The sequence below is a fragment of the Streptomyces sp. NPDC058198 genome (assembly GCF_042882605.1).
GTDB lineage: Bacteria > Actinomycetota > Actinomycetes > Streptomycetales > Streptomycetaceae > Streptomyces.
The window spans coordinates 111,737-128,021 of the sequence record NZ_JBHVVP010000005.1 but is presented as its reverse complement, the minus strand read 5'-3'; the positions used below and the strand labels follow the sequence as shown (position 1 = coordinate 128,021).

Below are 16,285 nucleotides of genomic sequence, written 5' to 3'. Positions count from 1 at the left end.
CATGATGCGTACCAGCATGCCCGCCTTGTCCAATCCGATGTCCGAAGGACGGGACGGTTCGGACGGGACGGTTCGGACGGGACGGTTCGGACGGGATGGTTCGGACGGGACGGCTGTGCTGGGTGACGAGTCTCAGTCGCGCGAGGCCCTGACTCCTCCTATGTTGATATCGCAGGATTTTTCGATGAACTCACCTATGGCGAAGCTTGCTTCGCGGGCGTCTTCTTTGTCCTCGGCGCGGTAGTGCTCGTACCAGTCGAGAAGGGAGGTGAATTCGTCGTGGACACCTTCGGGTGCCAGCTCGCTCAGCTCCTTGAGGATGTGTCCTTTCTTGTCGTTGCTCAGGTCGTGCGAGTTCTGCAGGTCCAGCGGCATGGCCTCTTCGCAGAACTTTGCCTGGTCAGCCTTGTTCTGAAATTCATCCGCTGCTGCCAGCTGGAAGCCCGTGAAGCCGACGACGGCCGCGACGATGATCGTCGCAACGCCCACTCGCACTCTTGTGCGCGTGGACATCACGTGCCTGCCGCAATGGCGCTTATGTCATGCGAATCAAATTTGTAGTACGCGCTTCCGGTGTTACTGCGCATGCAGGAGTTGTTGTCGGTGTCGTTCGACGCGCTCCGATGGCCCAGGTCTCCCGTATGGCCGAATTCATGACAACCTATGACCAGCCAGGTCCAGTTGTCGTAACTGTTGGCCGTGTTGAACTGGATGGTGAGCACGTCGCAGGACGTGAAAAGCGCGTTCCAGTCCTTGCATCTCGTCTGGCCTGCCCAGGTGACGCCCCTGGTCGCGTAGTCGTGCACCTCGATGTCCCCGCCACCCCATGAGGTGGTGATTACGCTGCGTTCAAGCTGGCTCTTTCCCCACTCCATGGCGCTCTTGCCTTTTGCGGTCAGGGAAAATCCCTTGACTGCCTGGTTCCTGTTGTCGGGGTCAAATCCTGAGTCATCGTGACCCGCGTAAGCCGGCGAACACAACGACGACGCAAGCAGGGCGCCAGAAGCGACTGCTACGGCAGCCCACCGTCTTCTTGCCATTATCATCTCCAGTTTGGCGAACGGCTTCGGTCGGAGCGGGTCAGGAGCCATCTTCGGTTCCCAGGTCGGGCTTGGTGGCGGAGGGGAACGGGTCTACGCCCTCGGAGACCCCTGGAATGGGGCTGTCATCGATGCCCGGAACGGGGGTCTCCCCGTACCCCGACGGCGCCGGCACGGGCATGTCGGCCGCGTCCGGCCTGTCCTCCGGCGGGGTGTTCTTGTCGAAGAGGCGATTCAGGTACTGCGTCAGTCCCCAGGCGGAAAAGCTCTCCACGCTGTAGCTCAGTGCCGATCCCTCCTCGGCGGAAGACGTCAGCTCCTCGTTCGGGCCGATGTGCGCCCGCCCTTCCGTATTGATCACGCTCCAGCGATTCGTGCCTATGGGTTGCGCATAATTCAGGAAGAAGATGTACTCCTCACCGACTTCGCTCCAGGTGTAGTTATTGACCTGGTAGCCCTCACCCTCGCTGTCCCATCCCCACTCTTCTACGACAATGGGATTGGGCCACGCGGCCAGCGAACCCGGCTTTTTGAGATCGTCGGTGACCGTCAGTGTCACGTCTCTGGCCTGAGTGGTGGGAGGCTCCTCTCCCGGGTCGGTGGGCTCGTCCGCACCGGTGATGCGGCCGGGACTGACGGAGGTCACCGTGGCGCGAACCACTTTGGCGGCAGTGACGGCCATTTGACCGGCATCTTCGAATGCGACGGTCTCCATGGCATTGGCAATTCCTTCGGGCTGGGTGTCCCTGCCCCTCGGCTCGCTGTCCATCGACAGCGCCGCCCCGCTTGTCAAGGCAATTACGGCGGTCGACGAGACGGCCCAGACGGCCCATTTTCTTCGCGACATTCAGGAACTCTCCTCTGAGGGCGGGCGTGAATGCTGAGCAATTTTGGCATCAAAGGAGTAGACGCAGCAAGAATATAAAGTGAACTAAAAGGCCATCTGATGACATTTCAGTTAGTGGTGTAGGTCATGGCCAAGTAATGTTTGTGTCATTCTTTTTCCAGACAGAGAGATGCCCCGGCCCCCCTCAGTGGGGGACCGGGGCATCACTCTGGTTCAGTTGCTGGTTTTGCTGATCTGGACGCTGCCGGTGCCCGCGGCCGTGCCGCGCGCGTTCAGCAGGCGTACATCGCCGAAGAACTGCCGGCCCTCGGGGGCCGCGCTGTTCACCACGACATCGGCCGAGACCTGCGCCGACGCGCCGCTGGCGAGCTTCACCGACTTCGTGTCGTCGACCTTGATGGAGCCGAGCGACGCCGAGAAGTAGACGTCGCGGTAGTCGAACTCCGTCGTCCCGGCCGGGACCGAGTAGCCGTCCACCGTCACCGTGTACGTACCGGCGGCGGGATTGGTGAGGCTGACCGATTCCTCGGAGTCACCGTCCGCGGACTGCCCCACGGTCACGCCGTCCTTGGCGACCAGGAGGTCGAGGTCGGCGCTGATGTCCGAAGTGTTGCCGATGGCGATGTCCAGGCGCTCGACGCCCGCACCGACAACGATCGTCGAGACGAGCTTCTGCCGGTGGGCGATCGTCTGCCGTTCGATCTTGGCCGAGCCGAGCGAGCCACCGCTGAGCTTGCCGTCGATGGCGGCGGCCTCGTTGGTGACCGTCCAGGTCACCGGGGTGGGCGTACCGATCTTCGCCTCGGGCAGCGTGGTGACCGCCGGGTCGAAGCTCGCGCCGAGCAGCGACACGTCCAGCGTGTACTTGTTGTCGAGCAGCGGCGACGTACGGCGCGACTCGACCTCGATCTCCCAGACGCCGGGGGCCGGGTCCACGTACGAACGCAGGTCCGGGCGGCAGGTGTTGCTCGGGTTCGAGTAGTTCGGGTAGCAGAAGATGGTCGAGCTGTCCTCGACCGGCAGACCGTACGGGTGGATGGAGATGAACCGGGTCTGGCTGTCCTTGGCGAGTCCGCCGAGCGCCACCTCCAGGGTCTTCGCACCCTGCGGCACCGTGAGGAAGTACGACTTCGAGCTGTTGCGCTGCACCGAGTCGGACGCCGTGAAGGCGTACGACGGCTTCGCGAGCTCCTTCGAGACGACCACGGTGGCGAGGATCTGCTTGTCCACACCCTCCGTACGACGGTCGTCCGCTTCCAGGATGGCGCTGTGCACGCCGGCCGTGCGGGGCCTGGCCTGGACCGTGACGGTGACCGGCTGGTTCAGCGGCACCTTGACCTTGTCACTGCCGAGCAGCCGGAACGTGCCGTCGTTGTACTTCCAGTCCAGCCGGTGCTCCACCGCGCCCTTGGGGCCGGTGGTCCGGGTGATGGTGACGTCGTACGTCTTGCTCTTGCCGGCCTGGAGGCCGCCCTCACGGTCGTACAGACCCGTGCCGAAGCCGGGGGTCTTCAGGAACTCCTCGATCGCGGTGTCGACCGGGGCCTTGACCGCGTACTCGTGCGCGGTGGCGCCGTGCTCGATGGCCTTCCACGCGCCCACGACGTCGATCAGACCGGCGCCCTGCTCGTGCGCCTGGAGACCGGGGATCTTGTCGGCGCTGCTGGCGAGCGCCGTCCGCAGATTCGCCGGGGTGAGGTCGATGCGCTTCTGCTTGGCGGCGGAGAGGAGCAGCGCGCTCGCGCCGGTCGCCTGCGGGGAGGCCATCGAGGTGCCCTGGAGCATGGAGTAGCCGGGCGGCAGTGTGTAGCCCGCCTCGGCGACCGGGCCGCCGGGGTACCAGGTCTGGGTGCTGTTGATCGCCGCGCCGGGCGCGGTGATGGTCGGCTGGAAGCCGCCGTCCTCACGCGGGCCGCGGGCCGAGAACGGCAGCAGGCCGTACTTCGTCGTCACACCGGAGCCGTAGTTGGCGGCCCAGGTCTCCTTGGAGATGGAGGCGGCGACAGAGATGACCTTGTCCGCCACGGCGGGGTCGCTGATGGTGTTGGTGCCGGGGCCGTCGTTGCCCGCGGAGATCACCAGCTGGACACCGTAGGTGTCGATGAGCCGGGTGTAGAGCTCGGCGCGCGCGTTGTTGCCGTCGTTCAGCGCGGGCAGACCGCCGATGGACATGTTGACGATGTCGACGCCGCGGTTGGCGACCAGGTCGATCATGCCCTCGGTCAGCGCGATGTTGGTGCAGCCGCCGCTCCAGGTGCAGGCGCGGGAGGAGACCAGCTTGGCGCCGGGGGCGGCGCCGTTCATCTTGCCGCCGAACAGGCCGTTGGCGGCGGTGATGCCGGCGACGTGCGTGCCGTGCTCGCCCTCGATGACGCCGACGCTGACGTAGTCGGACTTCGCACCGGCCGCGTTGTAGACGACGTCCTTGCGGATCTCGACGACGAACGGGATGCGCTCGACGATCTCGGTCGCCGGGTTGTCCGTACCGAAGTAACCGATCTGATAGCCGTCCTTGTACGGCTTCATCGCGGTGTCGTTCGTGAAGTTGCCGTCGCTGTTCAGGTCGATCCGGACGGTGCCGCTCGCCGGGTCGTAGAGCACGCCCCAGGCGTCGGTGGTGTCGCCGTCGCGGTTCAGGTCGCCGGCCATGTCGCCGCCGGCGGTGACCCGTTCGGCGAAGGTGGTGAATTTGAACGCGCCCGCCGGGGCGGTCCAGGTCCGGCCGGCCGCCGTGAACGTCGGGCCGCTCGCGGCGCCGCTCATCTGAAGCCAGGTGCCGTCGCCGTCGGAGACCGGGTCCGTGGCCGTCACCCAGTCGGTGATCTTGCGCTCGCCAGTGGTGGTCTTCTGGAGCGCCGGGTGGCCCAGGTCGACCCCCGAGTCCAGGATGCCGATGGTGACCCCGCGGCCATCGGCCTTCGGGTGCTGCTTGACGAAGTCGACCGCACCGGTCTCGAAGGACGGGTTGTACGGGTTCTTCGCCGGGGTCCTGCTGCTCGGCGCCGGGTACTTCTCGGCGGCCGAGCCCTTCGAACCCTTGGCGTGAGCGACGGTGTCGGCCGCCGGGGTGGGGTCGTCCAGCTTGATCTCCTGCTTGAGATCGATGCCGTGGACGGAAGACAGTTTCTGGGCCGCGTTGATCGCGGCATCCGCCTTGGCGGTGGGGAGCGTGGCCCGTACGTAGCCGACCTTGTCGTACGTCTTGCCGACCGTGGCGCCCTCGATGGCGTCCAGCTGGCCGGCGACCTGCTCGGTCGCACCGGGGGCGGTGGCGACCATCATGGTGATGCTCTTCTCACCCTCGGCCTTGGCCTTGGTGAGCAGGTCGGCATCGGCGGCCCCGAGCTTGTCGGAGGACGCCTTGATGGGGGCGGGGGCGGCCGGGTCGTCTGCGGCAGTCGCGGAGAACGCGGGCACCGCACCGGAGGCGATCAGCGCGGCCACCAGGCCGGCTGCCGCCGCGACCCTGGCCACGCGTCTCGGCCCGGATATGGAGCTCTCGGATTCGGAGGTCATCAGCATCCCTGAGTTGTGAAAGAGACAGTCCGGATTTCGGTACCGGATGACCGCTCAGCTTTGCCTAAGTGGCAGGGGTTTGTGGAGGGTTGTCAGGGTCGGGATTCGGTCATGGCGGACATCCGCCAGCGCGGCTGGTGCGCCACCGAGGACCAATCGGTCGATATCCGCGAAGTCCGGCACGTGCGGGCCTTCTCGGAGCGGCGCGCGGCCGCCCATGCCGTCCGCATCACGTGGTCCGGGAGAGAACTTCGGACGCGTTACGGGCGTCTGTCCGGCGACCGCATTCGCTGACAGGGGAGTTCACATGGCAGTACGTACGACTCGCTCGGCCCGCTCGGCCCTGGTCGCGTGGACGGGAGCGCTCGCGGCGGCGGCCGTCGCGAGCACCGCGCTCGTCAGCCCCGCCCGGGCCGTCCCGGCGGGGGAAGACGGAAGAACCGGCCACCGCGCCACGCAGCGGGCGCTCGACGCCGCCGTCGAGGAGGGGGTGCCCGGGGCGATGGCCCGGGTGCGGGACCGCGACGGCGGCTGGACCGGCGCCGCCGGGGTCGCTGACCTGACCACCGGCCGCGAGCGTCTGCCCCAGGACCGCTACCGCGTCGGCTCCCTCACCAAGACCTTCGTCGCCACGGTGCTCCTCCAGCTGTCGGCCGAGGGCCGTATCGGCCTGGACGACACCGTCGACGCGTGGCTGCCCGGGGTGGTGCGCGGCAACGGCCACGACGGGCGCACGGTCACCGTCCGCCAACTGCTGAACCACACCAGCGGGATCTACAACTACACCGCGGACCAGGAATTCCGGCAGAAGGTCGCCGGCGACGGCTTCTTCGAGCACCGGTACGACACCTGGCGGCCCCAGCGGCTGGTCGCGCTCGCCATGAGCCACCGGCCCGACTTCGCCCCCGGCGCGAGCTGGAACTACTCCAACACCAACTACCTGCTCGCCGGGATGATCGTGGAGAAGGTGACCGGCCGCTCGTACGCCACGGAGATCGAGCGTCGCATCCTGCGCCCGCTGCGCCTGCGGGCCACCAGCGTGCCGGGCACCGATGCCCGGATGCCACGGCCTTCCGGCCGCGCCTACTCCACACTCCTCGACCCGGATCCGGCGGCGGCGCTCCATGACGTCACCGAGATCAATCCGACGGTCGCGGGCGCGTCCGGCGCGATGATCTCCAACTCCGCCGATCTGCAACGCTTCTACGGCGCGCTGCTCACGGGTGAGCTGCTGCCCGAGCGCCAGCTCAAAGAGATGATGACCACGGTCCCGCTGGGCGCGCAGCTGCCCGGCTATGGCTACGGCCTCGGTCTGATGTGGCAGAAACTGCCCTGCGGCACGGAGATCTGGGGCCACAGCGGCAGCATCCGCGGCTCCGCGTCGGTCGCCGCGACGACCGCGGACGGAGCCCACTCGCTCACCTTCACCTTCAACTCCGACGCGGCGGGCGACACCGCGAAGGTCGTCGAAGCCGAGTTCTGCGGCTGACAGCGCCTCATCTGGGCAGGACGGCCACATACGCCGCCGGATCACGGTCGTCCGCCGCCATCAGGGCCGTACGGACCACCGCTGCCTGCTGCTCCATCGACTCCCGCAGTTTCCTGGGCGTCAGGTGGACGACCGTGATGCCCAGCCGCTCCAGGTGCTCCCGCTTGCGGGCGCACTCCGACCACAGCTCGTCGTCCTCGGGCCGGCCGCCCTGCCGGGGCGTCCGGGTGTCCAGCTCGACGGCGACCGCCTGCTCCGGCCAGTAGGCGTCCACACCGCCCAGATGCGGTCCGTCCGGCAGCCGCAGATCGACGTTCCAGAACGGCTCGGCCAGTCCGTACGTCCGCACCATCTCGTACAGCCGTCCCTCGGACAGCGTCCGGCCCTCGGCGAGCAGCGCGTCCACCGCGTCCACCACGAACGGCCGGGTCAGCAGTCTGGCCTGGCTCAGCTCCCGTACCACCGCGGCCGGTTCGCAGTGCCCGCCGCGTACCGCCTCGGTCAGCAGCGCGCGTACGAGCGCCGCGTCCGACAGCTCGGCGACCGCGTCGGCCACCGCACGCGCCGCCGGCGCCACCGGCAGGCCGGTGATCTGCTCGGGCCGCGGCAGGGCGTGGGCGCGGATCAGCCGGGCGCATCCCGTGGACCGCAGCCGGCGGGTGCGCGGCACGAGCACATCGATCTGCTCCAGGGCGGCCAGCGGGGGAGTGGACGAGAATCCGTACAGCGCCAGCGCCGCCAGACCGGTGATCATCACCGCGCCGAACGCGACCGGGGCCGCGACCGGGCCCGCGACCGGGGACGGGGAGGCGGCCGCGACCGGGGAGGCGGCCGGGGGCGTCGGCTGCGCAGGCGGCGCCGGCACGGACCGGGACGTCGCAGGGCCGCTCTGCTCCGGCATTTCCCCGCCGCCCTCCACGCTCGGCCGCCCCGCGTACAGCAGCGCCGCGTGCAGCCGCTCCTCGCTGGTCGGCGGCTCCGCGTGCAACAGAAAGACCCCTGGCAGCAGTTGCTGCCAGGGGCCACCGGTCCGGCACTGGGCGGCCGCCCGGCCGGCCGGTACGCCGTGCTCCCGCAGCTGCGCGAGCGAGAGCACCCGGCGCTGCACATCGTCGGAGAGGTGACTGAGGGGGCGGGGGGACACCGGGGTGTTGTTGTTCATGTCCCGGGGTCTGCCCCTGCCCCGGCCGCTCTCAACCTCTGTTACACGTTCGTCGACAAAAGCGGACAAGCTCGCCCTAAAGTACGGGCGTTCGGCTGCCGATCAGTCAGCCATTCGGCCGTCGCCCGGATGGCTCAGCCGGCCGCCGCCCGGTCGCAGTCCTGCCCGCGCAGCGCCCGCGCCAGATCGTCCCCGGCCTCCAGCACGAGCCTGCGCAGCGCCGGAGCCGCGTCCGGGTGCGTACCGAGCCAGGACTCCGTCGCCTCCAGGGTGGACCGGTCGTCCTGGAGCCCCGGGAACAGGCCCCGCACCACAACCATGCCGATCTGGATCGAACGGTCCGCCCACACCCGCTCGATCACCTCGAAGTAGGTGGCGGCGTACGGCGCGAGCAGCCCCCGCTGACCCGGCTGGACGAAGCCCGAGATCGTCGCCTCGACCAGCGCGTTCGACAGCGCGTCCGACTCGACGACCTGCGCCCAGGCCTGCGCCTTGACCGCGGCGGACGGTCGGGCCGCCAGACAGCGCACCTGGTGGCGCTTGCCCGACGCCGTGTCGTCACGCGCCAGCTCCGCCCCGATCACGGACTCGTCCGCGATGCCGTGCGCGGCCAGCGGCTCCAGGAAGGCCCAGCGCAGCTCCTGGTCGACCTCAAGGCCGTCGATCTTCGCCGTACCGTCCAGCAGCCCGTGCAGCAGCTGGAAGTCGGCGTCCCTCGACGCGACCGCCGCGAAGAAGCGGGCCCACGTCAGCTGGTGCTGGCCGCCGGGCTCGGCGGTCCGCAGCTCACGCAGCGCACCCTCGGCGAGCAGCCGCCCGCCCTCCTCGCGCCACTGCGGCGCCGCGTAGTGGGTGAGGGCCGACCGCGCCCAGGCGTGCAGCATCTGAAGCACACCGATGTCCGTCTCGCGGCCCGCGTGGGTGAGCACCAGAGCGATGAAGTCCCTGGCCGGCATGAGCGCGTCGCGCGTGAGGTTCCACAGCGCCGACCAGCACAGGGCGCGCGCGAGCGGGTCGGTGAGATCACCGAGACGCGCGCGCAGTGTGTCCAGCGAGCCCGTGTCGAAACGGATCTTGCAGTACGTCAGATCGTCATCATTGACGAGTACGAGCTCCGGCCGTTCGGCCCCGGCCAGCTCCGTCACGACCGTACGCGGCCCGGCGACGTCCGTCTCGGCCCGCGCGAACCGCTCCAGCGCGCCGTCGGGCGTGCGCCGGTACAGCCCGATGGCCACCCGGTGCGGGCGCAGTTCCGGGTGGGACTCGGGGGCGTCCTGCACCACGGCCAGCTCGGTGATCCGGTCCTGGGCGTCGTAGAGGACCTGCGGGGTGAGGGAGTTGACCCCGGCGGTCTGCAGCCAGGACCGCGACCAGCCCGTCATGTCCCGCCCGGACGTCTCCTCCAGGACGGAGAGCAGATCGCCCAGCCGGGTGTTCCCGTACGCGTGCCGCTTGAAGTAGCGCCGGGCGCCCTCCAGGAACGCGTCCCTGCCGACGTACGCGACGAGCTGTTTCAGCACCGACGCGCCCTTGGCGTACGTGATGCCGTCGAAGTTCAGCTTGGCGTCCTCCAGGTCACGGATGTCGGCCGTGATCGGATGGGTGGACGGCAGCTGGTCGGCGCGGTAGGCCCAGGCCTTGCGGTTGTTGGCGAAGGTGATCCAGCCGTTGGTGAAGCGGGTGGCCTCCACCATCGAGAAGCACCCCATGAAGTCCGCGAAGGACTCCTTCAGCCACAGGTCGTCCCACCACCGCATGGTGACCAGGTCGCCGAACCACATGTGCGCCATCTCGTGCAGGATGACGTTCGCCCGGCGCTCGTACGACGCCTGCGTCACATTGCCGCGGAAGATGTACTCCTCGCGGAAGGTCACCAGGCCCGGGTTCTCCATCGCGCCCAGGTTGTACTCGGGCACGAACGCCTGGTCGTACTTCCCGAAGGGGTACGGGTAGTCGAAGTGGTCGTGGAAGAAGTCCAGGCCCTGCTTGGTGATCAGGAAGACGTCGTCCGCGTCGAAGTGCCGGGCGAGCCCCTTGCGGCACATCGCGCCGAGCGGGATCTCCAGCACCGTGCCGTCGTCGAACGTACGGCGGTAGGAGTCCGTCACGTAGTGGTACGGCCCCGCCAGGACGGTCGTGATGTACGTCGAGATCGGCTTCGTCTCCGCGAAGTGCCACACCCCGTCGGTCAGCGTGCCCACGCCGTTGCTCCAGGCCTGCCAGCCCTCCGGCGCGGTCACCTGGAAGGTGTACGGGGCCTTGAGGTCCGGCTGCTCGAAGTTGGCGAAGACGCGGCGGGCGTCGGCCGGCTCGTACTGGGTGTAGAGGTAGACCTCGCCGTCCTCCGGGTCGACGAAGCGGTGCATGCCCTCGCCGGTACGGCTGTACGCGCACTGCGCGTCCACGACCAGCACGTTTTCCGCCTGGAGGCCGTCCAGCGCGATCCGCGAGCCGTCGAACACCGCGCTGGGGTCCAGCTCCCGCCCGTTCAGCGTCACCGCGGTCACGCTCGGCGCGATCAGGTCGGCGAAGGTGGCCGCCCCCGGCTCCGTGGCGCGGAACCGGATCGTCGTCAGCGAGCGGAAGGTCCGCGGCCCGTCCGGCGCCTCACCCACGGCCGAGCGCAGGTCGAGGGCGATCTCGTACCTGTCTACGGACAGCAGGCCCGCCCGCTCGCCCGCCTCGTCACGGGACAGATTCTCACCGGGCACGGTCACTCCTTCGGCTTGCCTTGTGGCTCGTTCGAAACCCGAACGATCCTCGCATGTGCCACTGACGTACGGCATCAGGGAATGCCGTCGGCGGTCCGTGACGTTGCTCCGGGCAGGTGCGTCCGCAGCTCGTCGTCCGCAGCCCGTAATGAGGAGAGTCATGTCCGAGAAGACCCCCGTCGACTTCTGGTTCGACCCGCTGTGCCCCTGGGCGTGGATGACGTCCCGCTGGGTCCTCGAAGTGGAGAAGGTCCGCGACATCGAGGTGCGCTGGCATGTGATGAGCCTGGCCGTCCTCAATGAGCCCCGGATCGACGAGCTGCCCGAGGAATACCGCGACATGCTCGCGAACAAGGCCTGGGGCCCGGTCCGGGTGGTCATCGCCGCTCAGCAGAAGTACGGCGACGAGGTCGTCGGCAAGCTGTACACCGCGCTCGGCACCCACTTCCACAACCAGGGCGAGGGCCCGACCCGCGAGGCGATCTCCGCCGCCCTGGACGAGGTCGGACTGCCCGCGGACCTGATCGACTACGTCGACTCCGACGCGTACGACACCGAGCTGCGCGCCTCCCACAAGGAGGGCATCGACAAGGTCGGCCAGGAGGTCGGCACCCCGGTCATCGCCGTCCCGGGCGCGGACGGCGAGCAGATCGCCTTCTTCGGCCCGGTCGTCACCCCGGCGCCCAAGGGCGAAGAGGCGGCGAAGCTCTGGGACGGCACGCTGATGGTCGCGTCGATACCCGGTTTCTACGAGATCAAGCGGACCCGCACCCAGGGCCCCATTTTCGACTGACCGAACTCCGGCAGAAGGACCCCCGCGAGTCATGTCCTCGCGGGGGTCCTTCGTCATTCCGCCCGCACGTGAAGGGTGAGAAGACGATCACGAGCAGGACGTGTGGCGGTCCCTGCGGGCCTTTGTGGTCCCTTCCTACGGAGCGAGCAGCAGATTGTTCGCCCGCTGCTTGGCGGAGGCGTAGCGCTTGGCGACGTCCTGCCAGTTGACGACCTTCCACATCGCGTCGATGAAGTCCACCTTCTGGTTCTTGTACTGGAGATAGAAGGCGTGCTCCCAGGCGTCGAAGACCAGGATCGGGACCGAGCCCTGGCCGACGTTCCCCTGGTGGTCGTAGACCTGCTCGACGATCAGCCGGGCGCTCACCGGCTCGTACGCGAGGACACCCCAGCCCGAGCCCTGGGTGGTCGCGGCGGCCTTGGTCAGCTGCGACTTGAAGCCGGTGAAGGAGCCGAAGGACGCGGCGATGGCGTCCGCCAGCTCGCCCACACCGTCCGCGGCGAGCGGCTCGCCGCCCCCGTCACCGGTCATGTTGTGCCAGTAGATCGAATGCAGGATGTGGCCGGAGAGATGGAACGCGAGGCTCTTCTCCAGGCCGTTGATCGCGCCCCAGGACTCCTTGTCGCGCGCTTCCGCGAGCTGGTCGAGGGTGTCGTTGGCGCCCTTGACGTAGGCCGCGTGGTGCTTGTCGTGGTGCAGCTCGATGATCTGCGGGTTGATAACCGGTTCGAGCGCCGCGTAGTCGTAAGGAAGTTCAGGAAGCGTGTACGTGGCCATGTGTCCGAGCCCTCCGGCCTCTTGTTGCACATCTTATGCAAGTGCACGCTAACAGCAAGAGGGCGGCTGTGCTCCTCATGACACCTCCCGCCCCATGTGTCACCTCCGACAACGCTCTGACCTCCGGTTTGTGGGCGACTGACGGTGATCCGGGCCGGTGTGGTGGGCTAACGTCGGGCTGTCCCGAATTGCCCTCTCTACCCGCGGAGACCCCATGAGTACTGCTGCCGCAGCCCCCCGTACCGGAGCGGTCCTCGCCGATCTGCTGCCCGCCACCCGCACCCGGGACATAGCCCTGGTCGTCGGCGGCGCCGTGCTCACCGGCCTCGCGGCGCAGCTCTCCGTACCCGTCCCCGGCTCCCCGGTGCCGGTCACCGGCCAGACCTTCGCCGCGCTGCTCGTCGGCACCGCGCTCGGCCCTCGCCGCGGCTTCCTCTCCCTCGCCATTTACACCCTGGTCGGCATGGTCGGGATGCCGTGGTTCTCCGCGGGATCCTCAGGACCTGGCGGCGCCTCTTTCGGCTATGTCCTCGGCATGCTGCTCGCCGCCACGGTGGTGGGCGCGCTGGCCCGCCGCGGCGGCGACCGTTCCGTACCGCGCACGGCGGGCACGATGGTGCTGGGCTCCCTGGTCATCTACGCGGTCGGCGTCCCCTACCTGGCGGTGGCCGCCGGAATGTCGCTGAGCGCCGCGGTCACCGCCGGCCTGGTGCCTTTCCTCCTCGGCGACGCCCTCAAGGCCGCCCTCGCGATGGGCGCGCTCCCCGCCGCCTGGAAGCTCGTCGGCCGCCGCGGCTGATGCCGTCGTCCCTGGTGGAAGCGTCCGGACATGCGTGCCGGACATGCGTGAGGCTCCCCGTTTCGCCCGGTGGGGGTCCACCCGGTGCGTACGGAGAGCCTCACGGCGCCACCTGACGGCTTCGGTCAGGTATTGATCTCGTCCCGTGCCACCCCGGCGGGGATCTCGTCGGGGATGCCGCTCGCCGTCCGCCGCTGCCGCGCCTCGCGCACCAGCGCGATGGCGATCACGACCGCCGCCACCAGCAGCGACAGCAGCACCTGCTCCCGCCCGGTGTCATCGGTGAGCATGTAGACCAGGACGAACGAGATCATCGCGATCGTCGCCCAGGTCAGATACGGGAAGAGCCACATCCGTACGACCAGCTTCTCCGGCGCCTCGCGCAGGATGATCCCGCGCATCCGCAGCTGCGTGAAGCAGATGACCAGCCAGACGAACAGCGCCACGGCGCCCGACGAGTTCAGCAGGAACGCGAAGACCGTGTCCGGCCACTTGTAGTTGAAGAAGACGGCGACGAAGCCGAAGAGGACGGACGACAGGATCGCGGCCCGCGGCACGCCCCGCGCGTTCGTCCGTGCGAAGGCCCTGGGCGCGTCCCCGCGCCGGCCGAGCGAGAAGGCCATCCGCGACGCGGTGTAGAGGCCGGAGTTCAGACAGGACAGGACGGCCGTCAGCACGATGACGTTCATGATCTGTCCGGCGTGCGGGATCCCGATTGAGTTCAGGGCCGCGACGTACGAGCCGTCCTTGGCGATCGACGGGTCGTTCCAGGGGAGCAGCGTCAGCACGATGAAGATCGAGCCCAGGTAGAAGACGGCGATCCGCCAGATCACACTGTTGGTGGCCTTGGCGACGGCCCGCTGCGGGTTCGAGGACTCCCCGGCGGCGAGCGTGACGATCTCGCTGCCCATGAAGGAGAAGACGACCATCAGCACACCGGTCAGGATCGCGCCCGGTCCCTTGGGCAGGAATCCGCCGGAGTCGGTGAGATGCGCGAAGCCGGCGCCCGGGTTGTCGGAGCCCGGCAGTACGCCGAAGACGGCGAGCAGGCCGATGACGACGAACGCCGCGATGGCCACCACCTTGATGCCGGCGAACCAGAACTCGAACTCGCCGTACGACGCCACGGACGCGAGGTTCGTCGCGGTCAGGACGACCATCACGATCAGCGCCCACGCCCACTGCGGCACGGCCGGCACCCAGCCCTCCAGGATCACCGCGCCCGCGGTCGCCTCGACCGCGAGGACGACCACCCAGAAGAACCAGTAGAGCCAGCCGATCGAGAATCCGGCCCATCGGCCCAGCGCACGGTCCGCGTAGGCCGAGAAGGACCCGGACGTCGGCTGCGCCGCGGCCATCTCGCCCAGCATCCGCATCACGAGCACGACCATCAGGCCGACCAGTGCGTACGACAGCAGGATGGCGGGGCCCGCGGCGGCGATACCCGATCCGGAACCGACGAACAGCCCGGCGCCGATCACACCACCGATCGCGATCATGGACAGATGGCGGTTCTTGAGCCCGGCCTGAAGGCCGTCGGGGGACTGCGGATTCCCAGGTACGCCGGGGTCTCCGCCTTCCTTAGTGGGGGTAGGAAGGGAGGTCATACAGGAATCCTTACATCCGCGAGGAGCTCGACTGAAGAGCTCCCGCATTTAAGCGCCCAGCCCCCGCCGTCGGAAGGGCCTGCTTCGAATACTGGTGAAACACCGGTGGCCCCGATACGGAGCCCCGACCCGCTGACCGCTACCCGGCGACGCGCGTGCCACACTTCGGTCCATGCGCGTGTATCTCGGTTCCGACCATGCCGGCTTCGAACTCAAGAACCATCTGGTCGAGTGGCTCACGGCCCACGGCTACGAGCCCGTCGACTGCGGGCCCCACATCTATGACGCCCAGGACGACTACCCCCCGTTCTGCCTCCGCGCCGCCGAGCGGACGGCCGCGGACCCCGGCAGCCTCGGCGTCGTGATCGGCGGTTCCGGCAACGGCGAGCAGATCGCCGCGAACAAGGTCAAGGGTGTACGGGCCGTCCTCGCCTGGAGCGAGGAGACGGCGGAGCTCGGCCGCGAGCACAACAACGCGAACGTCATCTCCGTCGGCGGCCGGATGCACACCCGCGAAGAGGCCGTCTCCTTCATCGAGGTCTTCCTGAAGACGCCGTACTCCGGCGCGGAGCGTCACTCACGCCGCATCGAGATGCTCACGGACTACGAGGCGACCCACGAGCTGCCGCCCATTCCGGCGCATCACCCGCAGCAGGACTGACCGACCGGATCGCACCGCACGTCCGTGCCGCCGGGCCCGCCCGGCGGCACAGCTGTGATTTCAGGGAGACACCGTGCCCGAGGGGCATACGATCCACCGCCTCGCCGCGGACCACCACGACCGCTTCGCCGGCCGGCCGGTACGGGTCAGCAGCCCGCAGGGCAAGTTCTCCGGCAGCGCCGCCCTCCTCGACGGACGGGTGCTGGCCGAGACCGAGGCCCACGGCAAGCATCTCCTGCTCGGCTTCGGGGACTCCGGCTGGATCCATATCCACCTCGGCCTCTTCGGCAAGGTCGGCTTCGGCGACGCGCCGGCCCCGCCGCCCACGGACACGGTCCGGCTGCGGCTCGCCTCGGGCACGGCGTACATGGATCTGCGCGGCCCCACCACCTGCGCCCTGATCACCGACCCGGAGAAGCAGGCGATACACGAGCGCCTGGGCCAGGACCCGCTGCGTCCTGAGGACGACGGCGAGCAGGCCTGGGCCAGGATCTCCCGCTCCCGTACGACCATCGCCGCGCTGCTCATGGACCAGAAGGTCATCGCGGGCGTCGGCAATGTCTACCGCGCCGAAGTCCTCTTCCGGCACGGCATCGATCCCTACCGCGCGGGCAAGGACCTCACCCGCCGCGAGTGGGACGCGATCTGGGCGGATCTGGTGGCCCTGATGCGCGAGGGCGTACGGAACAACCGCATCGACACCGTCCGTCCCGAGCACACCCCCGAGGAGATGGGCCGCCCGCCGCGCGTCGACGACCACGGCGGCGAGGTCTATGTCTACCGCCGGGCCGCCATGCCCTGCCATCTGTGCGGCGGCGAGATCCGCACCGCGCCCCTCGCCGCCCGCAACCTGTTCTGGTGCCCCGGCTGCCAACGGCGCTAG

General features: G+C 68.7%; 15 protein-coding genes. 7 read left to right on the top strand and 8 right to left on the bottom strand.

Features of this window, described 5'->3' with window-relative positions; all coding sequences use genetic code 11:
• Window positions 1–132: 132 nt before the first annotated feature.
• The 3 genes from ACFVWW_RS19545 to ACFVWW_RS19535 are packed head-to-tail and all read right to left on the bottom strand — an operon-like array spanning window position 133 to window position 1,755.
• The gene (locus ACFVWW_RS19545) at window positions 133–489 is read right to left on the bottom strand and encodes a hypothetical protein (protein WP_386877562.1); all 357 of its coding nucleotides are present in this window, start codon (window positions 487–489) and stop codon (window positions 133–135) included.
• 23 nt (window positions 490–512) lie between these two features.
• The gene (locus tag ACFVWW_RS19540) at window positions 513–1,091 is read right to left on the bottom strand and encodes a hypothetical protein (RefSeq protein WP_386877561.1); all 579 of its coding nucleotides are present in this window, start codon (window positions 1,089–1,091) and stop codon (window positions 513–515) included.
• Window positions 1,081–1,755, bottom strand: coding sequence for a hypothetical protein (locus ACFVWW_RS19535; protein ID WP_386877560.1), 675 nt, complete (start codon window positions 1,753–1,755; stop codon window positions 1,081–1,083). The genes ACFVWW_RS19540 and ACFVWW_RS19535 overlap by 11 nt, the downstream gene beginning before the upstream one ends.
• Between ACFVWW_RS19535 and ACFVWW_RS19530 the strand changes: the two genes are divergently transcribed.
• Window positions 1,754–1,924 carry a hypothetical protein gene (locus ACFVWW_RS19530; RefSeq protein WP_386877559.1) on the top strand — a complete coding sequence of 57 codons (171 nt, stop codon included), beginning with the start codon at window positions 1,754–1,756 and terminating at the stop codon, window positions 1,922–1,924. The two genes, ACFVWW_RS19535 and ACFVWW_RS19530, sit on opposite strands and share 2 nt — an antisense overlap.
• A 176-nt stretch (window positions 1,925–2,100) precedes the next feature.
• Here ACFVWW_RS19530 and ACFVWW_RS19525 read toward each other — a convergent pair whose 3' ends face one another.
• Complete coding sequence (locus ACFVWW_RS19525) at window positions 2,101–5,409, bottom strand: S8 family serine peptidase (RefSeq protein WP_386877558.1); 3,309 nt, start codon at window positions 5,407–5,409, stop codon at window positions 2,101–2,103.
• 105 nt (window positions 5,410–5,514) lie between these two features.
• Between ACFVWW_RS19525 and ACFVWW_RS19520 the strand changes: the two genes are divergently transcribed.
• Both ACFVWW_RS19520 and ACFVWW_RS19515 read left to right on the top strand, forming a co-directional pair.
• Window positions 5,515–5,697 (top strand): hypothetical protein, encoded by a 183-nt coding sequence (locus ACFVWW_RS19520; protein WP_386877557.1) that lies wholly within the window; start codon window positions 5,515–5,517, stop codon window positions 5,695–5,697.
• 13 nt (window positions 5,698–5,710) lie between these two features.
• The gene (locus tag ACFVWW_RS19515) at window positions 5,711–6,892 is read left to right on the top strand and encodes a serine hydrolase domain-containing protein (RefSeq protein ID WP_386877556.1); all 1,182 of its coding nucleotides are present in this window, start codon (window positions 5,711–5,713) and stop codon (window positions 6,890–6,892) included.
• A 7-nt stretch (window positions 6,893–6,899) separates the two neighbouring features.
• Here the strand turns inward: ACFVWW_RS19515 and ACFVWW_RS19510 are convergent, their stop codons facing one another.
• A complete protein-coding gene (locus ACFVWW_RS19510; RefSeq protein WP_384188268.1) occupies window positions 6,900–8,054 on the bottom strand; it encodes a hypothetical protein in 1,155 nt (384 codons plus the stop codon).
• 134 nt (window positions 8,055–8,188) lie between these two features.
• The gene (pepN, locus tag ACFVWW_RS19505; protein ID WP_386877555.1) at window positions 8,189–10,765 is read right to left on the bottom strand and encodes an aminopeptidase N; all 2,577 of its coding nucleotides are present in this window, start codon (window positions 10,763–10,765) and stop codon (window positions 8,189–8,191) included.
• A gap of 160 nt (window positions 10,766–10,925) precedes the next feature.
• Here pepN and ACFVWW_RS19500 point away from each other — a divergent pair, with 160 nt between their 5' ends.
• Window positions 10,926–11,558, top strand: coding sequence for a DsbA family protein (locus ACFVWW_RS19500; RefSeq protein WP_384188264.1), 633 nt, complete (start codon window positions 10,926–10,928; stop codon window positions 11,556–11,558).
• Between the two features lie 135 nt (window positions 11,559–11,693).
• Here ACFVWW_RS19500 and ACFVWW_RS19495 read toward each other — a convergent pair whose 3' ends face one another.
• Complete coding sequence (locus ACFVWW_RS19495) at window positions 11,694–12,335, bottom strand: superoxide dismutase (protein ID WP_386877554.1); 642 nt, start codon at window positions 12,333–12,335, stop codon at window positions 11,694–11,696.
• Window positions 12,336–12,549: 214 nt separating this feature from the next.
• Between ACFVWW_RS19495 and ACFVWW_RS19490 the strand changes: the two genes are divergently transcribed.
• On the top strand, window positions 12,550–13,134 hold the full coding sequence (locus tag ACFVWW_RS19490) for a biotin transporter BioY (RefSeq protein WP_386877553.1): 585 nt from the start codon (window positions 12,550–12,552) through the stop codon (window positions 13,132–13,134).
• Window positions 13,135–13,259: 125 nt separating this feature from the next.
• On the opposite strand, the gene ACFVWW_RS19485 is transcribed toward ACFVWW_RS19490, so the two are convergent.
• The gene (locus tag ACFVWW_RS19485) at window positions 13,260–14,741 is read right to left on the bottom strand and encodes an amino acid permease (protein WP_384188259.1); all 1,482 of its coding nucleotides are present in this window, start codon (window positions 14,739–14,741) and stop codon (window positions 13,260–13,262) included.
• Window positions 14,742–14,913: 172 nt separating this feature from the next.
• On the opposite strand from ACFVWW_RS19485, the gene ACFVWW_RS19480 reads away from it, so the two are divergent.
• Window positions 14,914–15,402 carry a ribose-5-phosphate isomerase gene (locus ACFVWW_RS19480; protein WP_384333010.1) on the top strand — a complete coding sequence of 163 codons (489 nt, stop codon included), beginning with the start codon at window positions 14,914–14,916 and terminating at the stop codon, window positions 15,400–15,402.
• Between the two features lie 73 nt (window positions 15,403–15,475).
• Window positions 15,476–16,285 carry an Fpg/Nei family DNA glycosylase gene (locus ACFVWW_RS19475; protein WP_384188256.1) on the top strand — a complete coding sequence of 270 codons (810 nt, stop codon included), beginning with the start codon at window positions 15,476–15,478 and terminating at the stop codon, window positions 16,283–16,285.